At 57.8% G+C, this 15,654-nt stretch carries 12 protein-coding genes; 10 read left to right on the plus strand and 2 right to left on the minus strand.

The genetic code is table 11. From position 1 onward, the window contains the following. Window positions 1-2 precede the first annotated feature (2 nt). The 5 genes from HK44_RS02465 to HK44_RS02485 are packed head-to-tail and all read left to right on the plus strand — an operon-like array spanning window position 3 to window position 5,809. A complete protein-coding gene (locus HK44_RS02465; protein ID WP_019689171.1) occupies window positions 3-1,532 on the plus strand; it encodes a 3-hydroxyacyl-CoA dehydrogenase in 1,530 nt (509 codons plus the stop codon). A 24-nt stretch (window positions 1,533-1,556) separates the two neighbouring features. Then, window positions 1,557-2,759 carry a 3-oxoadipyl-CoA thiolase gene (locus tag HK44_RS02470; RefSeq protein WP_019689172.1) on the plus strand — a complete coding sequence of 401 codons (1,203 nt, stop codon included), beginning with the start codon at window positions 1,557-1,559 and terminating at the stop codon, window positions 2,757-2,759. A gap of 26 nt (window positions 2,760-2,785) precedes the next feature. Then, window positions 2,786-4,024 carry a CaiB/BaiF CoA transferase family protein gene (locus HK44_RS02475; RefSeq protein WP_019689173.1) on the plus strand — a complete coding sequence of 413 codons (1,239 nt, stop codon included), beginning with the start codon at window positions 2,786-2,788 and terminating at the stop codon, window positions 4,022-4,024. Window positions 4,025-4,084: 60 nt separating this feature from the next. Then, window positions 4,085-4,849: an electron transfer flavoprotein subunit beta/FixA family protein gene (locus HK44_RS02480; protein WP_019689174.1), complete on the plus strand. Its 765-nt coding sequence runs from the start codon at window positions 4,085-4,087 to the stop codon at window positions 4,847-4,849. 15 nt (window positions 4,850-4,864) lie between these two features. Further along, window positions 4,865-5,809 (plus strand): electron transfer flavoprotein subunit alpha/FixB family protein, encoded by a 945-nt coding sequence (locus HK44_RS02485; protein WP_019689175.1) that lies wholly within the window; start codon window positions 4,865-4,867, stop codon window positions 5,807-5,809. A gap of 49 nt (window positions 5,810-5,858) precedes the next feature. Here HK44_RS02485 and HK44_RS02490 read toward each other — a convergent pair whose 3' ends face one another. Next, a complete protein-coding gene (locus HK44_RS02490; RefSeq protein WP_019689176.1) occupies window positions 5,859-7,727 on the minus strand; it encodes a sigma-54-dependent Fis family transcriptional regulator in 1,869 nt (622 codons plus the stop codon). Window positions 7,728-8,040: 313 nt separating this feature from the next. On the opposite strand from HK44_RS02490, the gene HK44_RS02495 reads away from it, so the two are divergent. The 5 genes from HK44_RS02495 to HK44_RS02515 all read left to right on the plus strand — a co-directional run bounded on the left by HK44_RS02495 (window position 8,041) and on the right by HK44_RS02515 (window position 14,504). Then, on the plus strand, window positions 8,041-8,841 hold the full coding sequence (locus HK44_RS02495; RefSeq protein WP_019689177.1) for an SDR family NAD(P)-dependent oxidoreductase: 801 nt from the start codon (window positions 8,041-8,043) through the stop codon (window positions 8,839-8,841). A 162-nt stretch (window positions 8,842-9,003) separates the two neighbouring features. Further along, on the plus strand, window positions 9,004-10,674 hold the full coding sequence (locus HK44_RS02500; RefSeq protein ID WP_019689178.1) for a flavin-containing monooxygenase: 1,671 nt from the start codon (window positions 9,004-9,006) through the stop codon (window positions 10,672-10,674). A gap of 75 nt (window positions 10,675-10,749) precedes the next feature. Further along, window positions 10,750-12,225, plus strand: coding sequence for an NADP-dependent succinate-semialdehyde dehydrogenase (gene gabD, locus HK44_RS02505; RefSeq protein WP_431357294.1), 1,476 nt, complete (start codon window positions 10,750-10,752; stop codon window positions 12,223-12,225). 121 nt (window positions 12,226-12,346) lie between these two features. Next, window positions 12,347-13,678 carry a carbohydrate porin gene (locus tag HK44_RS02510; RefSeq protein ID WP_019689180.1) on the plus strand — a complete coding sequence of 444 codons (1,332 nt, stop codon included), beginning with the start codon at window positions 12,347-12,349 and terminating at the stop codon, window positions 13,676-13,678. 43 nt (window positions 13,679-13,721) lie between these two features. Continuing rightward, a complete protein-coding gene (locus HK44_RS02515) occupies window positions 13,722-14,504 on the plus strand; it encodes a (S)-acetoin forming diacetyl reductase (RefSeq protein ID WP_019689181.1) in 783 nt (260 codons plus the stop codon). A 155-nt stretch (window positions 14,505-14,659) separates the two neighbouring features. Here HK44_RS02515 and HK44_RS02520 read toward each other — a convergent pair whose 3' ends face one another. Next, complete coding sequence (locus HK44_RS02520; protein WP_019689182.1) at window positions 14,660-15,643, minus strand: LLM class flavin-dependent oxidoreductase; 984 nt, start codon at window positions 15,641-15,643, stop codon at window positions 14,660-14,662. Window positions 15,644-15,654 lie beyond the last annotated feature (11 nt).

Raw genomic sequence — 15,654 nt, forward strand, 5'->3', positions numbered from 1 at the left:
TCATGACACGCGAGATCAACCATATGGCGGTTGTGGGGGCTGGCATCATGGGCACCGGCATTGCCCAGATTGCAGCCCAGGCCGGTATTCAGGTTCTGCTGTTTGATAACCGCGAAGGCGCCGCCCAAGCCGCTCTCGATAACCTTGAACAGACACTGGACAAGCTGGTGAGCAAGGGCAAGGTCCTCGCCGCAGACGCACAGGCCACACGCGATCGCCTGCGGGTAGCGACCGCTCTGACCGAGCTCAAGGACGTCGACCTGGTCGTCGAAGCGATTATTGAGCGCCTCGATGCCAAGCAGGCTTTGCTCGCACAACTTGAAGCCGTCGTCGGTGATGATTGCATTCTGGCAACCAATACCTCGTCGCTATCTGTGACCAGCATCGCCCGGGAATGTCGGAGTCCTGAACGTGTCGCAGGTTTCCACTTCTTCAACCCGGTGCCACTGATGAAAGTCGTTGAAGTCATCGATGGCCTTGCCAGTGATCCGAAAGTGGGTGATCGCTTGCAGGCGTTGGCGGCGCGCATGGGCCATCGTGGTATTAGGGCAAAGGACACGCCAGGTTTCATCATTAACCATGCGGGACGAGCCTACAGCACCGAAGCCCTGCAAATTCTCAAGGAAGGCGTGACTGAGCCCGCCGAGATTGATCGCATCCTGCGCGAAGGCTTGGGTTTTCGCATGGGGCCGCTGGAGTTGTTCGACCTGACAGCCCTGGATGTCTCGCACCCGGTGATCGAGTCGATCTACAACCAGTTTTACCAAGAGCCTCGATATCGCCCGGCTGCATTGACTCGGCAGATGCTTGAGGCTGGTTACGTCGGTCGCAAGGTTGGGCGCGGCTTTTACCGATACGCCAACGGCCAGATGGTTGATCCGCCCCAGGCACAGACAGTGCCGGTAGTAGAGACTCTGCCGCCGGTGTGGCTGGGCACCGAGAACGAGGCCGATCGTGCCAGCCTTACGGTTTTGCTGGAACAGTTGGGCGCGCAGGTAGAGCGGGGTGCCACGCCGTCCAGCGAAGCACTCTGCTTATTGGCGCCCTATGGCCTGGATGCCACCTGTGCCGCAGAGTGCTTTGCCACCGACCCGGAGCGCACGGTATGCATCGACCCGCTGCTCGACTGCGCTCGCTACCGCACGCTGATGGTGAACCCGGCAACCCGACTCGACATGCGCAATGCCGCGCATGCGTTGCTAGCTCGCGACGGCGTCGGTGTCAGCGTGATCAATGACAGTGTCGGCTTCATCGCCCAACGGGTGCTGGCGATGATCGTCAACTTGGCCGGCGATATCGTCCAACAGCGCATCGCCAGTGTCGAAGACCTGGATGAGGGCGTGCGCCGGGGTCTGGGTTATCCGCAGGGGCCGTTGGCCTGGGGCGACAATGTCGGCAGCAAACGCTTGCTGACCATCCTGCAGCGCATGACTGAATTGACCGGGGATCCGCGTTACCGGCCTGGCCCTTGGCTGCGCCGACGCGCCACCCTTGGCCTGTCGCTGTGCCACACCGAACTGACACTGACCTGACCTTTTAACGCCTAGGATACTTCCATGCTCGACGCCTACATCTTTGCAGGGTTGCGGACTCCCTTTGGTCGTCACGGTGGTGCACTTGCATCCGTGCGACCTGATGATCTTGCAGCTCATGTGATTCGAGAATTGCTTGCGCGATTTGCCATCCCAGGTGATGCCATCGAGGACGTGATTCTCGGCAATACCAACCAGGCAGGAGAGGACAGTCGTAACATCGCCCGCCATGCTGCGCTACTCGCCGGTTTGCCGGTGACGGTACCGGGGCAGACGGTCAATCGTTTGTGCGCCAGTGGTCTGGCCGCGGTGATCGATGCGGCCCGCGCAGTGACCTGCAAGGAAGGCGAACTGTTCATTGCGGGTGGGGTGGAAAGCATGTCACGCGCGCCATTTGTTATGGCCAAGGCTGAAGCCGCCTACAGCCGTGAGTTGACGGTGTTCGACAGCACCATCGGCGCGCGTTTTCCCAACCCGAAGATCGTCTCCGAATTTGGCAATGACAGCATGCCTCAGACGGGAGATAACGTGGCTCACGAGTACGGTATTGACCGAACACAGGCCGACATTTTTGCAGCAGGCTCGCAGGCGCGTTACGAAGCCGCACGCAAGTCCGGCTTCTTCGCTGACGAACTGCTTGCGGTGAGCGTACCCAATGGCCGAAAGACACCGCCCAACGTGGTCGAGCAGGACGAACACCCGCGCCCGCAATCGGATCTCGCTGCCTTGGCTCGTTTGCAGCCTTTGCTCGAAGGCGGGGTGGTGACAGCGGGCAACGCTTCCGGTGTTAATGATGGAGCCGCGGCACTTCTGATTGGCTCTTCTGCCGCAGGTGAACGCCATGGGCTGGTGCCCATGGTGCGAATCCTGTCTGCAGCGGCCGTTGGTGTGGCGCCTCGCATCATGGGTGTGGGCCCGGTCGAGGCAATCCATAAGGCTTTGGCGCGAGCCGGATTGAGCCTGGCAGAAATGGACATCATCGAAATAAACGAAGCGTTCGCCAGTCAGGTGCTGGGCTGTCTTAAAGGCCTTGGCCTTGCTTTCGACGATCCCCGCGTAAACCCAAATGGCGGTGCCATTGCGGTAGGGCATCCGCTGGGCGCTTCGGGCGCGCGATTGGCGCTGAGTACCGCACGGGCTTTGCAGTTAACTGGCAAACGCTACGCCGTGGTCAGTCTATGTATCGGTGTCGGCCAAGGGCTGGCGATGGTTATCCAGCGCGTCTGAATGCGCGCAAAAAAAGGTGGTATGAAATGGGCGCTTTGACAGGATACCGCGTGCTCGACTTGAGCCGTGTGCTGGCCGGTCCTTGGTGTGGCCAGACCCTGGCCGACCTGGGAGCAGAAGTCATCAAGGTTGAACGACCGGGTGCGGGTGACGATACCCGTGGTTGGGGGCCGCCATGGATGAAGGGTCAAAACGATGAGACCACACATGAGGCCTCCTATTACCAATCGACCAACCGTGGCAAATTATCGGTGGCGCTGAACCTGGCGAGCCCCGAAGGCCAGGAGCTGGTACGTGCGTTGGCCACCGACTGTGATGTGCTGATCGAAAACTACAAGGCGGGGTCTTTAGCGAAATACGGGCTGGATTATGCCTCCTTGTCTCAGCTCAATCCGCGGCTGGTGTATTGCTCAGTGACCGGCTTCGGGCAGACCGGGCCGCGGGCTGCCGAGCCCGGTTATGACTTTATCATCCAGGGCATCGGCGGGCTGATGAGCATCACTGGCGAACGGGATGACCTGCCCGGTGGAGGCCCGCAGAAAGTTGGCGTTGCGTTTTCCGACCTGATGACAGGGCTTTACTCAACGGTAGCCATTCAGGCAGCGCTGCTCAGTCGCGAGAAGAGCGGCCTGGGTCAGCACATCGATATGGCGCTGCTTGACGTTCAGGTCGCCACGCTGTGCAACCAGAGCCAGAACTACCTGGCTTCCGGTAAATCACCCGGCCGCTACGGTAATGCCCATGCCAACATCGTGCCGTATCAGGTATTCCGCGCCAGTGATCAGGATTTCGTTATCGCCTGCGGTAACGACTCCCAGTTCGTTGCACTCTGCGAGGCTATCGGTCTAACGGACCTTCCTTCAGACCCTCGCTTTGCGCGCAATGCGGACAGAGTGACGAATCGGGAGGCAGTCATCGAGACTCTTGCGCAGCATTTTCTCGGCGCCGCCGCCGATGAATGGGTGCGGCGTATTCACCCGCAGGGCGTGCCGATAGGGGTGATCAACAGCATTGCCCAGGCACTGGATGAGCCGCAGGTGAAAGCGCGCAATATGCTGGTGAATATCCCCCATCCGCTGAAGGCAGATTTCGTGACGGTAGGCAGCCCCATCAAGTTGTCGGGCACGCCGGTGGAGTATCTGCGCCCGGCCCCGATGCTGGGTGAACATACCGATGAAGTTCTCAAGCGTCAGTTGGGGCTGGACGATGAACGCCTGGCCGAGTTGAAGGCACGCGGCATCATCGAGCAACTTGGCGAACGCTGATATGCATGACCTCGCACGCCACCTGAGCTGTCGGGTCAATTTTCACCATTGGAGCCTGTCATGAAAGTCCTCGTAGCCATCAAACGGGTGGTCGACTACAACGTGAAAGTTCGCGTCAAGGCGGACAATTCCGGCGTCGACCTCGCCAACGTCAAGATGTCGATGAACCCGTTCTGCGAAATCGCAGTGGAAGAAGCCGTACGCCTGAAAGAACTCTCTATAAAAGAAGGGCGCGTTGCGACTGAAATCGTCGTCGTCTCCGTCGGCCCGTCCACCGCTCAAGAGCAACTGCGCACTGCGCTGGCTTTGGGTGCTGACCGTGCCATCCTCGTCGAATCCGCTGAAGATCTGACTTCCCTGGCCGTTGCCAAGCTGCTCAAGGCTGTTGTCGACAAGGAACAGCCTCAGCTGGTGATCCTTGGCAAACAAGCCATCGACAGCGACAACAACCAGACTGGTCAGATGCTCGCTGCATTGAGCGGCTACGGTCAGGGCACCTTCGCTTCGAAAGTCGAAGTGTCCGGCGACACGGTTGCCGTGACCCGCGAAATCGACGGCGGCGCGCAGACAGTTTCCCTGAAACTGCCAGCCATCGTCACCACCGACCTGCGTTTGAACGAGCCGCGCTACGCGTCCCTGCCAAACATCATGAAAGCCAAGAAGAAGCCTCTCGAAGTGCTGACTACGGACGCTTTGGGCGTTTCCACCGCCTCCACCAACAAGACCGTGAAAGTCGAAGCGCCAGCTGCACGCAGCGCGGGTATCAAGGTCAAGTCGGTGGCTGAACTGGTCGAGAAACTGAAAAACGAAGCGAAGGTGCTTTGAGTTGAGGAGCCTTATATGACTATCTTGGTTATTGCTGAACACGACAACACAGTAGTGGCCCCGGCCACACTGAACACCGTGGCTGCCGCTGCCGAAATCGGTGGTGATATCCACGTGCTGGTTGCAGGCCAAGGCGCTGGCGCCGTGGCTGAAGCCGCAGCGAAAATCGCTGGCGTGGCTAAAGTGCTGGTGGCCGACAACGCCGCCTACGCGCATCAGTTGCCGGAAAACGTTGCACCGCTGGTTGCTGCTCTTGCCCATGAAGGCGGGGGCACGGGCTACAGCCACATCCTGGCTGCCGCCACTTCCAACGGCAAAAACATCCTGCCGCGCGTTGCCGCACAGCTGGACGTTGACCAGATCTCCGAGATCATCTCGGTCGAAAGCGCTGATACCTTCAAGCGTCCGATCTACGCCGGTAACGCCATCGCCACCGTTCAATCGAACGCTGCCGTGAAAGTCATCACCGTGCGTGCCACCGGTTTCGACCCGGTGGCTGCCGAAGGTGGCTCCGCTGCTGTTGAAGCGGTTGTTGCTGCGCACGACGCTGGCACTTCGAGCTTCGTCGGCGAAGAACTGGCCAAGTCCGATCGTCCTGAACTGACCGCTGCCAAGATCGTCGTTTCCGGCGGTCGCGGCATGCAGAACGGCGACAACTTCAAACACCTGTACGCCCTGGCCGACAAGCTGGGCGCTGCCGTCGGTGCTTCGCGCGCCGCGGTCGACGCAGGTTTCGTACCCAACGACATGCAGGTCGGTCAGACCGGCAAAATTGTTGCTCCACAGCTGTACATCGCCGTCGGTATCTCCGGTGCGATCCAGCACCTGGCCGGCATGAAAGACTCCAAAGTAATCGTAGCGATCAACAAGGACGAAGAAGCGCCGATCTTCCAGGTGGCCGATTACGGCCTGGTGGCGGACTTGTTCGAGGCGGTGCCCCAGTTGCAGCAATTGATCTGAAACTTGAAACGATGGCACCAGGCGTTATGTTCATAGCGCCTGGTGTTGTTCAGTTGTAGGAGCCTTTGCCTGGCATTTTGATCCCGTGCAGATTCACTTTGCGATACAAAGTCGCCCGTGAAATGCCCAGCTCCTGTGCCGCCAGCACAGGTTTCCAGCGATTGCGTACCAGCGTATCGATCAATGCCTGCCGTTCCGGGCTACCGGATACCGTTTCCAAGCCTTTCACTGGAGCACTCACGCTGAGAGTGGCCGGTAGGTCCTCAACGCCAATCACCTGGCTGTTACAGACGGCGCACGCGTATCGCAACACGTGGTGCAACTGACGCATATTGCCTGGCCAACTGTAGTTTAAGAGCATTTCCAGTGCGCCCTCGCTCAGTTCGAGGTGTTCTCCCGAGCGCTGACACTCTTCATCCAGAAGTTTATTAATCAACGCCAGCTTGTCTTTGCGTTCACGAAGTGGAGGGATATCGAAGCGTGCGCCGCTCAACCTGAAGAACAGGTCCTCACGAAAGCTGCCGTCATCGACCAGCGTGGAGATATCACGGTGGCTAGCACAAATGACCTGGATGTCGATGGACTGCGGTCGCGCGCCGCCTAATGGCGCAACTTCTCCCTCGCTCAAAACCCTGAGCAAGCGCGTTTGCAACATAAGCGGCATGTCCCCGATTTCATCCAGAAACAGCGTACCGCCGTCAGCTTGCTGCAGCAGCCCACGCATGCCTTTGCTGGAGGCGCCAGTGAAGGCGCCGGCTGCATAGCCAAACAGCTCACTCTCAATAAGACTCTCTGGTATCGCCGCACAGTTAACCGCTACGAATGGCTTGTTACGTCGTTTGCTGGCGGCATGCAGTTGCAGCGCGAAGTGCTCTTTACCTGCACCGGTCTCGCCATGGATCAGCACCGGTAAACCGCGGTCCTTGACGCGCACCGCCAGCTCCAACGCTTGAGCCACCTTGGGATCGAGTGTTGAAGCCACATTGCCGGCCATCGGCACACTGGTGGGTCTTCTCGGCACCTTGAGACGCACATGCAAGCCTACCGATTGCAGGTAGTGGATGCTGTCATCACCGGAAGCGGGCAGTCGTTCCGATGCGAAGGCCTCTTCAATATGGGTGGGAATTCTTCCACAACGCTGCAACAGAAGTCGGCGTGCGGCAGGATTGAGTGCGTGAATCCTGCCATCGCGATCCCAAGCGAACAGGTACTGCGGCTGACTGTCGACGTATCCGGGCAGCGGATGTGCACGCATCACCCACAGATCCTGAGTGCTGTACATGAAGTACGCATTCTCGATGTCGGTGGCGCTCTGAATGACCATCTGCCGAATCAAGTGCTGGCTGCGCCGATCATCCGGTGAACGGATCGAGGACACATCCAGTACCGCGAGGATCTCGCTGTTCGGAGAGAACACGGGCGCCGCGGAGCAGGTGATGCCGATGAACGCTGCGCGAAAATGATCGTGCTTATGCACCGTGACTGGCAGTTTGTCGATCAGCACAGCGCAGACGCCGGTCGTACCTTCTTCGCTTTCCGACCAGCAGGTTCCGACATCCATGCCCGCGCGGCGGTATTCGCCGCGTATCGTCGACTCGATTCGATAGTCAACTGTACAGCCCAGCGTATCCGTGAGCATCACGCAATAATCGGCGTCACGTACGCGGCTGTGCAGGCGCGATACTTCATCGCCGGCAAGGCGCAGAAAGTCGTCGACGCGCTCGCGATGTTCAAGGAGTTGGTGAGCCTCAAGGATCCTGGGGCCCTGCAATGAACCGGGGTCGAGTTTGTGATGCTGTACCGAGCGGCGCCAGGAATCGAGGATGACACTAGGCACCGGCAAGGTCGGGGCGTTTTCGGCAGTGCGTAACACTCGATTCACATGTTCGACGTGAATCTTTGAAAAGCCAGAGGACATGGCACCTCCGTGGGTTGGATCTTATTTTTCTGTGAGACTCATTAAAGTCGCGTTGGGCAGTCCCTACAAGCTGAATCGGTCAGTTGGCTTCGGTGAGACATAACATCTCAGTATTCGCAGCCTGGCATGAGGAGAGAGAGCCATTATGTCTTGAAGCCTCGCGCTGTTCTGTCCGCTTTCTTAAGTATTCAACCGCTCTGTTACGGGTCTTTCAGCCTTATATTCCAGTGTTGGCATTCGCCTTGCTCTGACTGTCTCAGCGGGCCGCATAAGACGGCCGCATCTCAACAACAATAATGAACAGAGGCATCACATGAGCGAATCCAAAGCTGTCGATTTCTCCCTTACAGGCAAAGTTGCCCTGGTGACCGGTGCTGGACGTGGTATCGGTCAAGGCATTGCGCTAAGTCTGGCCCAGGCTGGGGCTGATCTGGTGCTCGCGGATTACGACATTGGCATCGCCGAAGAGGCCGCTGCCAACGTTCGTGCCCTGGGTGGTCGAGCTGTCGCCCTGCAGGTTGATGTCAGCAAGGCCGAGAGCGTCGCCAGCATGATTGAACAGGTCAAGCAGGCATTTGGCCGTCTCGATGTGGCAGTCAACAATGCCGGCGTGGTCAGTCTCGGCAGGGTCGATGAGTTACCGGTCAGCGAATGGGACCGGATCATGAACATCAACGCTCGCGGTGTGTTCTTGTGCTGTCAGGCTGAGCTCAAGCTGATGCGCGAAAATAAATTTGGGCGAATCATTAACCTGGCCTCGATCGCCGGCAAAGTCGGTTTCCCTGACCTGTCCCATTACAGCGCTTCCAAATTTGCCGTGATCGGCTTTACCAACGCCTTTGCCAAGGAAGTCGCCCGTGAAGGCATCACAGTCAACGCCTTATGCCCTGGTGTAGTCGGCACTGGCATGTGGCGTGGTGATGAAGGGCTATCTGCTCGCTGGGCCCAACCTGGCGAAACGGAAGTGCAGTCCTGGGAGCGGCACCAGTCCAGCCTCCTGCCTCAAGGTGAAGCGCAAACGGTTGAAGACATGGGCCAACTGGCGGTTTACCTGGCCTGTGCACCCCATGTCACCGGACAGGCGATCGCCGTCGATGGCGGCTTCTCACTCTAGTTGAGCGAGCGGGTATGTACTGACCCGCTCAACCCCGATTTTGATGACCTCTTTCCCTTGGCGCTTAGTCAAGGGAAACGGATGCGGCTTGCTTGCAACTTTCAAAAAACGCACTGGCGTTAGAGAAGTCTGCGGGCGCAATGACTGAAACAGGAGAACATAATGACAACTACAGTTCTGGCCAAACGTTCCGTTGGCACCGACATCATTCACTATGACGCTATTGTGATTGGCGCGGGCTTTGGCGGCATTTACATGCTGAAGAAGTTACGCGATGAACTCGGTTTGAAAGTCCGCGCCTTTGACAAGGCGGGCGGTATCGGCGGCACCTGGTTTTGGAACCGATACCCGGGGGCGTTATCCGACAGTGAATCTTTTGTCTATTGCTTCTCATGGGACCGTGAGCTGTGCCAGGAGTGGGATATCACCACGCGCTACCTGACCCAACCGCAGATTCTCTCCTACCTCAACCATGCGGTTGACCGACATGACCTGCGTCGTGATATCCAGTTGGAAACAGGGATCACCTCTGCAGTGTTCGACGAGCAAAGCAGCCGCTGGCTCGTCACTGCCGACGACGGTCACCAATACAGTGCCAAGTATCTGGTCACGGCACTCGGTCTGCTATCGGCCACTAACGTGCCGAAGATAAAAGGCCTCGACCAATTCAAGGGGCATATGTACCACACGGCCAACTGGCCTGCCGATGCGGTGCTCGAGGGCAAGAGGGTGGGCGTTATTGGCACCGGCTCCACCGGCTGCCAGGTCATCACGGCGATCGCGCCGACGGTCGGCCACTTGACCGTGTTCCAGCGTTCCGCGCAATACACCGTACCAGTGGGCAATGGTCCGCTTAGCCGCGAATTTGTCGATGACATCAAGCGCAACTACGATGCGATCTGGAAAGAAGTGCGCAGCTCACGGTTGGCGTTCGGTTTCCAGGAAAGCGACATCCCAACCATGAGTGTCGACGCCGTTGAGCGGAAAGCCATCTTTCAACGTGCCTGGGACGGTGGTGGCGGTTTTCGCTACATGTTCCAGACCTTCAACGACATCGCAACCAGCGAAGAGGCGAACCTCGCCGCCCAGGACTTCGTGCGGGAAAAAATCGCCGAAATCGTCAAAGACCCGGAAACCGCCCGCAAGTTGATGCCCCGCGACCTTTACGCAAAACGGCCGCTGTGTGACAGCGGCTACTACGCCACATTCAACCGGGAAAACGTTTCGCTGGTCGACGTTAAAGCCAACCCTATCGAGGAAATCACCGCCAAGGGCATTCGCACTGCGGACGGTGTGGAGCACGAGCTGGATGTACTGGTCTTTGCCACCGGCTTCGATGCCGTAGATGGCAACTACAAGCGCATTGATATTCGTGGGCGCGACAATGTCTCGATAAACGATCACTGGGCCGACGGACCTTCGAGCTATATGTCAGTCGCCACCGCCAACTTTCCCAATATGTTCATGATCCTCGGTCCGAATGGTCCTTTCACCAACCTCCCTCCCACCATTGAAACTGAAGTTGAGTGGGTGTCCGAGCTGATTACCTTCATGGAAGAAAACGAGTTGGCCTGCGTGGAGCCCGATCCACAAAGCGAACATGAATGGGGCGTGATCTGCCAGGAAATCGCTGATCAGACGCTGTTCGCCAAGACCGACTCGTGGATCTTCGGTGCCAACATCCCCGGCAAGAGCAACAAGGTTTACTTCTACATGGGCGGCCTGGGGGCATTCAGCGAACACCTGACGGCAGTAAAAAACAATGAATACCGCGGCTTCAAGTTCAAGGCCCTGAGTGTCACGGACAAGCACGCGCACAAAGCACTGCACTGATCGACAACCACACGATTGGCAAAACGGTTGCACTCGTCTGTTACCCAGCGTCCAGGCGAGTGTTTAACGGGCGCAATGGCGCCACACAACGGAGATCTTGCAGTGATATTGAACAACCCTCAACTCTTGCGCCAACACGCCTATATCGACGGTGAATGGCTGGCTGCCGACAACGGCACCACCATCACCGTGGTCAACCCGTCGACCCATGTCACCGTCGGCCAGGTCCCACGTATGGGTAAGGCTGAAACCCGTCGTGCCATCGAGGCCGCCGAACGCGCGCTGCCCGCCTGGCGTGAGTTATCGGCGAAGGAACGCGCCAACACGTTGCGCCGCTGGTACAACCTGATCATCGAGAACCAGCACGACCTGGCCCACATCATGACCCTGGAGCAGGGCAAGCCATTGCCCGAGGCGCTGGGAGAAATCACTTTCGGCGCTTCCTACATAGAGTGGTATGCGGAGGAGACCAAGCGTGTTTACGGCGATTTGATCCCGGGTGCAGCGGACAAGCGTCTACTGGTCATCAAGCAACCCGTAGGTGTGTGCGCAGCCATCACGCCATGGAACTTCCCCAGCGCGATGATCACCCGCAAAGCCGGGCCCGCGTTGGCGGCCGGTTGCACCATGGTCATCAAGCCGGCCTCTCAAACTCCATTTTCGGCATTGGCGTTGGTCTACCTTGCTGAGCAGGCGGGCATTCCCAAAGGTGTACTGTCGGTAGTGACCGGCGCGGCAGCGGAGATTGCCGAAGAGCTCACAAGCAACCCGGTCGTGCGCAAGATTTCTTTTACCGGCTCCACTGAAATCGGCCGCGAGATCATGGAAAAGTGTGCCCGCGACATCAAGAAAGTCTCTCTGGAGTTGGGGGGGAATGCGCCTTTCATCGTCTTTGAAGATGCCGATCTCGATGCCGCGGTGGAGGGTGCTCTGGCCTCTAAGTTCCGTAACGCCGGGCAAACGTGCGTCTGCGCTAACCGCTTGTATGTCCATGACAAGGTGTATGACGCCTTCATCGACAAACTCGCCTCGGCGGTGGGGGGGCTGAAGATTGGCGACGGCTTTGCCGACGGGGTCACCCTGGGTCCGCTGATCGATGGCAAGGCGGTTGCCAAGGTGCGCGAGCATATCGAAGACGCGTTGGCCAAGGGCGCGAAGGTAATCAAGGGTGGCGCAGTGCATGCCCTTGGCGGCAATTTCTTCGAACCCACCATCCTGATCGATGTGCCTGACCATGCTCGGGTCTCAAAGGAAGAAACCTTCGGTCCGCTGGCACCGGTCTTCCGATTCTTTGATGACGCTGAGGTCATCGCCAAGGCCAACGACACCGAGTTCGGCCTCGCGGCGTATTTCTACACCGCGAACCTGGGAAGGGTGTTCCGGGTCGGTGAGGCCTTGGAGTACGGCATTGTCGGGGTTAACACCGGAATCATCAGCTCCGAAGCCGCACCCTTTGGCGGTATCAAAGCGTCCGGTGTCGGGCGCGAAGGTTCCAAGTACGGTCTCGAGGACTACCTCGAAATCAAGTACTTGTGTCTGGCAGGTATCTAACCCGCGCCAGATCCTGCGCTGTCCGTTTTTCAATTGATCGCTTTCTTCGTGACCGCAAGGGCATCGCCTTGCGGTCCAGCTAATGCTGTGTCGTAAAACATAAAAACAAGGATAAATCGACATGTACATCTCTTGGAAACTGCCGTTGGGGCTCGGGCTCCTTTCGTGCATTGCGTTACCCGTAGCCGCTGCGGATCCTTCATCGCAGTGGGGATCGGGAGATTGGGGAGGGGTACGCAGCGAGCTTCTTGAACAGGGCGTGGACGTCATCGTCGGGTACGTCGGCGAGGCGGCCACCAATGTCCACGGCGGCTACAACCATGACCGTACTGCACGCTACACGGCGCAGTGGGCACTGGGTACACATCTGGATCTGCAAAAACTGCTGGGCTGGAATGACGCCGAATTCCAGTTACTGGTGACCGAGCGTAACGGCAACAACCTCTCAAACGATCGAATTGCTGACCCACGTACAGGTCAACTCAGTTCGGTTCAGGAAGTATGGGGGCGGGGACAAACCTGGCGCCTGACACAGATGTGGTATCGGCAAAAGTTTTTCGACGGCGCACTGGACCTCAAACTGGGGCGCTTGGGAGTCAACGAAGACTTCAACAGCTTTCCTTGTGACTTCCAGAGCCTGTCGTTCTGCAGTGCCCCCATCGGCAACGTCGCCGGTGATGTCTGGTACAGCGGTCCTGTCAGTCAGTGGGGAGGGCGGGTTCGTTACAACATCGATGAGCAGTGGGCGGTGCAGGTCGGGGTATACGAGCAAAACCCTTCGAACCTGGAGACTGACAACGGCTTCAAACTCAGCGGTAGCGGGACCAAAGGCGCATTGGTGCCAGTAGAGGTGATCTGGAAACCGACGCTGGGTAGCGAAGCGCTACCGGGTGAATACCGCCTGGGTTACTACCACAGCAGCGCCAGTGCCAATGATGTGTTTGACGATGTTAATGGCGAGCCGCAAGGGTTGACCGGTCAGGCACCCAAATCGCGCAGCAGCAAACATGGCGCGTGGATCATGGGGCAGCAGCAACTCACCTCCCATCACGGCGATGCGTCACGTGGCTTGAGCGTTTTTGCCAGCGTGACCGTCCACGACAAGGCCACCAGCGGCATCGAAAGTTTCCAGAACATCGGCGCGGTCTACAAAGGCCCGTTCGATGCCCGGCCTAAGGATGACATCGGACTGGGTGTCGCCCGGCTGCTGGTCAACGACGCCGTGACCAAGCGCCAGCGCCAGATCAATGAAAGCACGGGCATTGACGACTACGACAACCCGCAATTCGTCCCTGTTCAGCACAGCGAATACGACATCGAGCTCAACTATGGCGTTCATGTCACCGACTGGCTGACCGTGCGCCCGAACGTGCAGTACGTGCGTCACCCCGGTGGCGTTTACGAAGTGGATAACGCCCTGGTCGCTGGCGTGAAACTTCAGGCGAGCTTCTAAACCGTTGTCTTTTTTCCCATAACCATTGAGAAGGAAAACTGAAATGAGCAAATCCCAGGGAAAAGTTGCGTTTGTTACAGGTGCAGGTCAAGGCATCGGTGAGGCCATTGCTTTGCGATTGGCAGCAGATGGTTTTGCGGTAGCCTGTGCTGATATGAATATTGATACCGCCAGTCACGTTGCTGACAGAATCAATAAAGAGGGCGGGAGAGCCTTGGCCATACAAGTCGATGTGGCCGATCGCGATAATGTCTTCAAAGCTGTGCAGGAAGCAGTGGATGGTCTGGGCGATCTACACGTTGTGATCAACAATGCGGGTATTGCACCTATTGCTCCTATTGAATCCATTACGCCAGAAATTTACAGGAGAACATTTGATATCAATGTGGGTGGTGTTTTATGGGGTATCCAGGCCGCTGTAAAGGCGTTCAAAACGCTGGGGCATGGAGGCAAAATCATCAGTGCTTCCTCGCAGGCAGGTCATGTCGGTAATCCAGACCTGGCTGTTTATGGTGGGACTAAGTTTGCAGTGCGTGGCATCACCCAAACGGCGGCCAGGGAATTGGCTCATCTCGGCATAACGGTGAACGCATATTGCCCAGGCATTGTGAATACACCCATGATGCGCAAGGTTGCCCAGGATGTGGCAGACAACGCCAATCAAAGCGTTGAGTGGGGAATGGAGCAGTTTGCTCAGCATATTACGTTGAAGAGGCTTTCTCAGCCGGAGGATGTTGCTGGCTGTGTTTCATTCTTGTCCGGGCCCGATTCTGACTATATGACAGGTCAGGCTGTCATTATTGATGGCGGAATGGTTTTCAACTAAGTCTTGACTGGCGGCCATGCACCGCTGAAGAGAAGATCGGCCCGAACAAGCGCCGTCAATCACTCAAGCTGATTGACGGCGCCTTGTCTTGGTTACGACATTTCCAGGGCATTCTCCAGTACCGTTTCTCTGCGCAATTTCAGCACATGCACGCCTCAGTCAAGCAGGTCGGCAATGGATTCGGCGGCCAGTTGATAGGAACGGCGGCGCGCGTCAGGGTCGTAAATTCTTGCATCGATTATGACCTCGTCTGCCTCAGTGGTCGCGATGAACTGGCGCAGCCAACTTCCAACATCATCCTTGTCGCCTATGGCAGTGCAAGACATGGCTTGAGCCAGATTCTGGCGATCAGCGTCGGTGAGTCTTTCCATAAAACCCTCTTGCGGGCGCGGCAGAGCACCCGCTCTTCCCGCGTACAATTTGCTAACCCAATGTCGGTGCGAGCTCGCCAGGTAATCGGCTTCAGCGCGTGTTGGGGCCGCGAAGACATTGGCGCCAGCGATGACATACGGGCGGTCCAGCAATGCCGAGGGCCGGAACGAGGCGCGATAGTGCGCGATGGCTTGTATCAGGAATCGAGGCGCGAAATGTGAAGCGAATGCGTAGGGAAGCCCCAATTTTGCAGCGAGATCCGCACTATTGAGGCTCGAACCCAGTAGCCATAGCGGAACGTCATGGGTTTCGGGGATTGCACGAACTGGCTGATTTCCGTTGTCCGCCAGGTAGTCCGTCAATTGCTGGATGTCTTGCTCGAAGTCGCGCTCGGAGGCGTCACCGCGCATCGCGCGAATAGCCAGCCCTGCTGACCCTGGTGCTCTGCCAATGCCCAGATCGATACGACCTGGAAACAAGGTATTCAATGTCCCGAACTGCTCCGCCACTATCAGAGGGGAGTGGTTGGGTAACATGATTCCACCAGAACCGATACGCAGGGTGCTGGTTGCCGCAGCGAGATGCTGGATGAGTAGGGTGGTCGCCGAAGAGGCAATCCCCGGCAGGTCGTGGTGCTCGGCGATCCAGTAGCGTTTGTAGCCGTGGGCTTCCACGTGTCGCGCCAGGGAGGTGGCGTCATCAATCGTGTGGGCAAAGGTTTTGCCTTCGCCGATCATCATAAGGTCAAGCACAGAAAGGGCTGTCATTGCATGTTCCG

Origin of the sequence: Pseudomonas fluorescens HK44 (assembly GCF_000217955.3) — a bacterium.
Classification (GTDB): domain Bacteria; phylum Pseudomonadota; class Gammaproteobacteria; order Pseudomonadales; family Pseudomonadaceae; genus Aquipseudomonas; species Aquipseudomonas fluorescens_AQ.

Excerpts from the sequence above, each read along its gene's own strand:
- HK44_RS02490 (WP_019689176.1), bottom strand. The coding sequence starts at position 7,727 with ATGTCCTCTGGCTTTTCAAAGATTCACGTCGAACATGTGAATCGAGTG.
- HK44_RS02485 (WP_019689175.1), top strand. The coding sequence starts at position 4,865 with ATGACTATCTTGGTTATTGCTGAACACGACAACACAGTAGTGGCCCCG.
- HK44_RS02475 (WP_019689173.1), top strand. The coding sequence starts at position 2,786 with ATGGGCGCTTTGACAGGATACCGCGTGCTCGACTTGAGCCGTGTGCTG.
- HK44_RS02480 (WP_019689174.1), top strand. The coding sequence starts at position 4,085 with ATGAAAGTCCTCGTAGCCATCAAACGGGTGGTCGACTACAACGTGAAA.
- HK44_RS02500 (WP_019689178.1), top strand. The coding sequence starts at position 9,004 with ATGACAACTACAGTTCTGGCCAAACGTTCCGTTGGCACCGACATCATT.
- gabD (WP_431357294.1), top strand. The coding sequence starts at position 10,750 with ATGGCGCCACACAACGGAGATCTTGCAGTGATATTGAACAACCCTCAA.
- HK44_RS02465 (WP_019689171.1), top strand. The coding sequence starts at position 3 with ATGACACGCGAGATCAACCATATGGCGGTTGTGGGGGCTGGCATCATG.
- HK44_RS02510 (WP_019689180.1), top strand. The coding sequence starts at position 12,347 with ATGTACATCTCTTGGAAACTGCCGTTGGGGCTCGGGCTCCTTTCGTGC.
- HK44_RS02470 (WP_019689172.1), top strand. The coding sequence starts at position 1,557 with ATGCTCGACGCCTACATCTTTGCAGGGTTGCGGACTCCCTTTGGTCGT.
- HK44_RS02520 (WP_019689182.1), bottom strand. The coding sequence starts at position 15,643 with ATGACAGCCCTTTCTGTGCTTGACCTTATGATGATCGGCGAAGGCAAA.
- HK44_RS02515 (WP_019689181.1), top strand. The coding sequence starts at position 13,722 with ATGAGCAAATCCCAGGGAAAAGTTGCGTTTGTTACAGGTGCAGGTCAA.
- HK44_RS02495 (WP_019689177.1), top strand. The coding sequence starts at position 8,041 with ATGAGCGAATCCAAAGCTGTCGATTTCTCCCTTACAGGCAAAGTTGCC.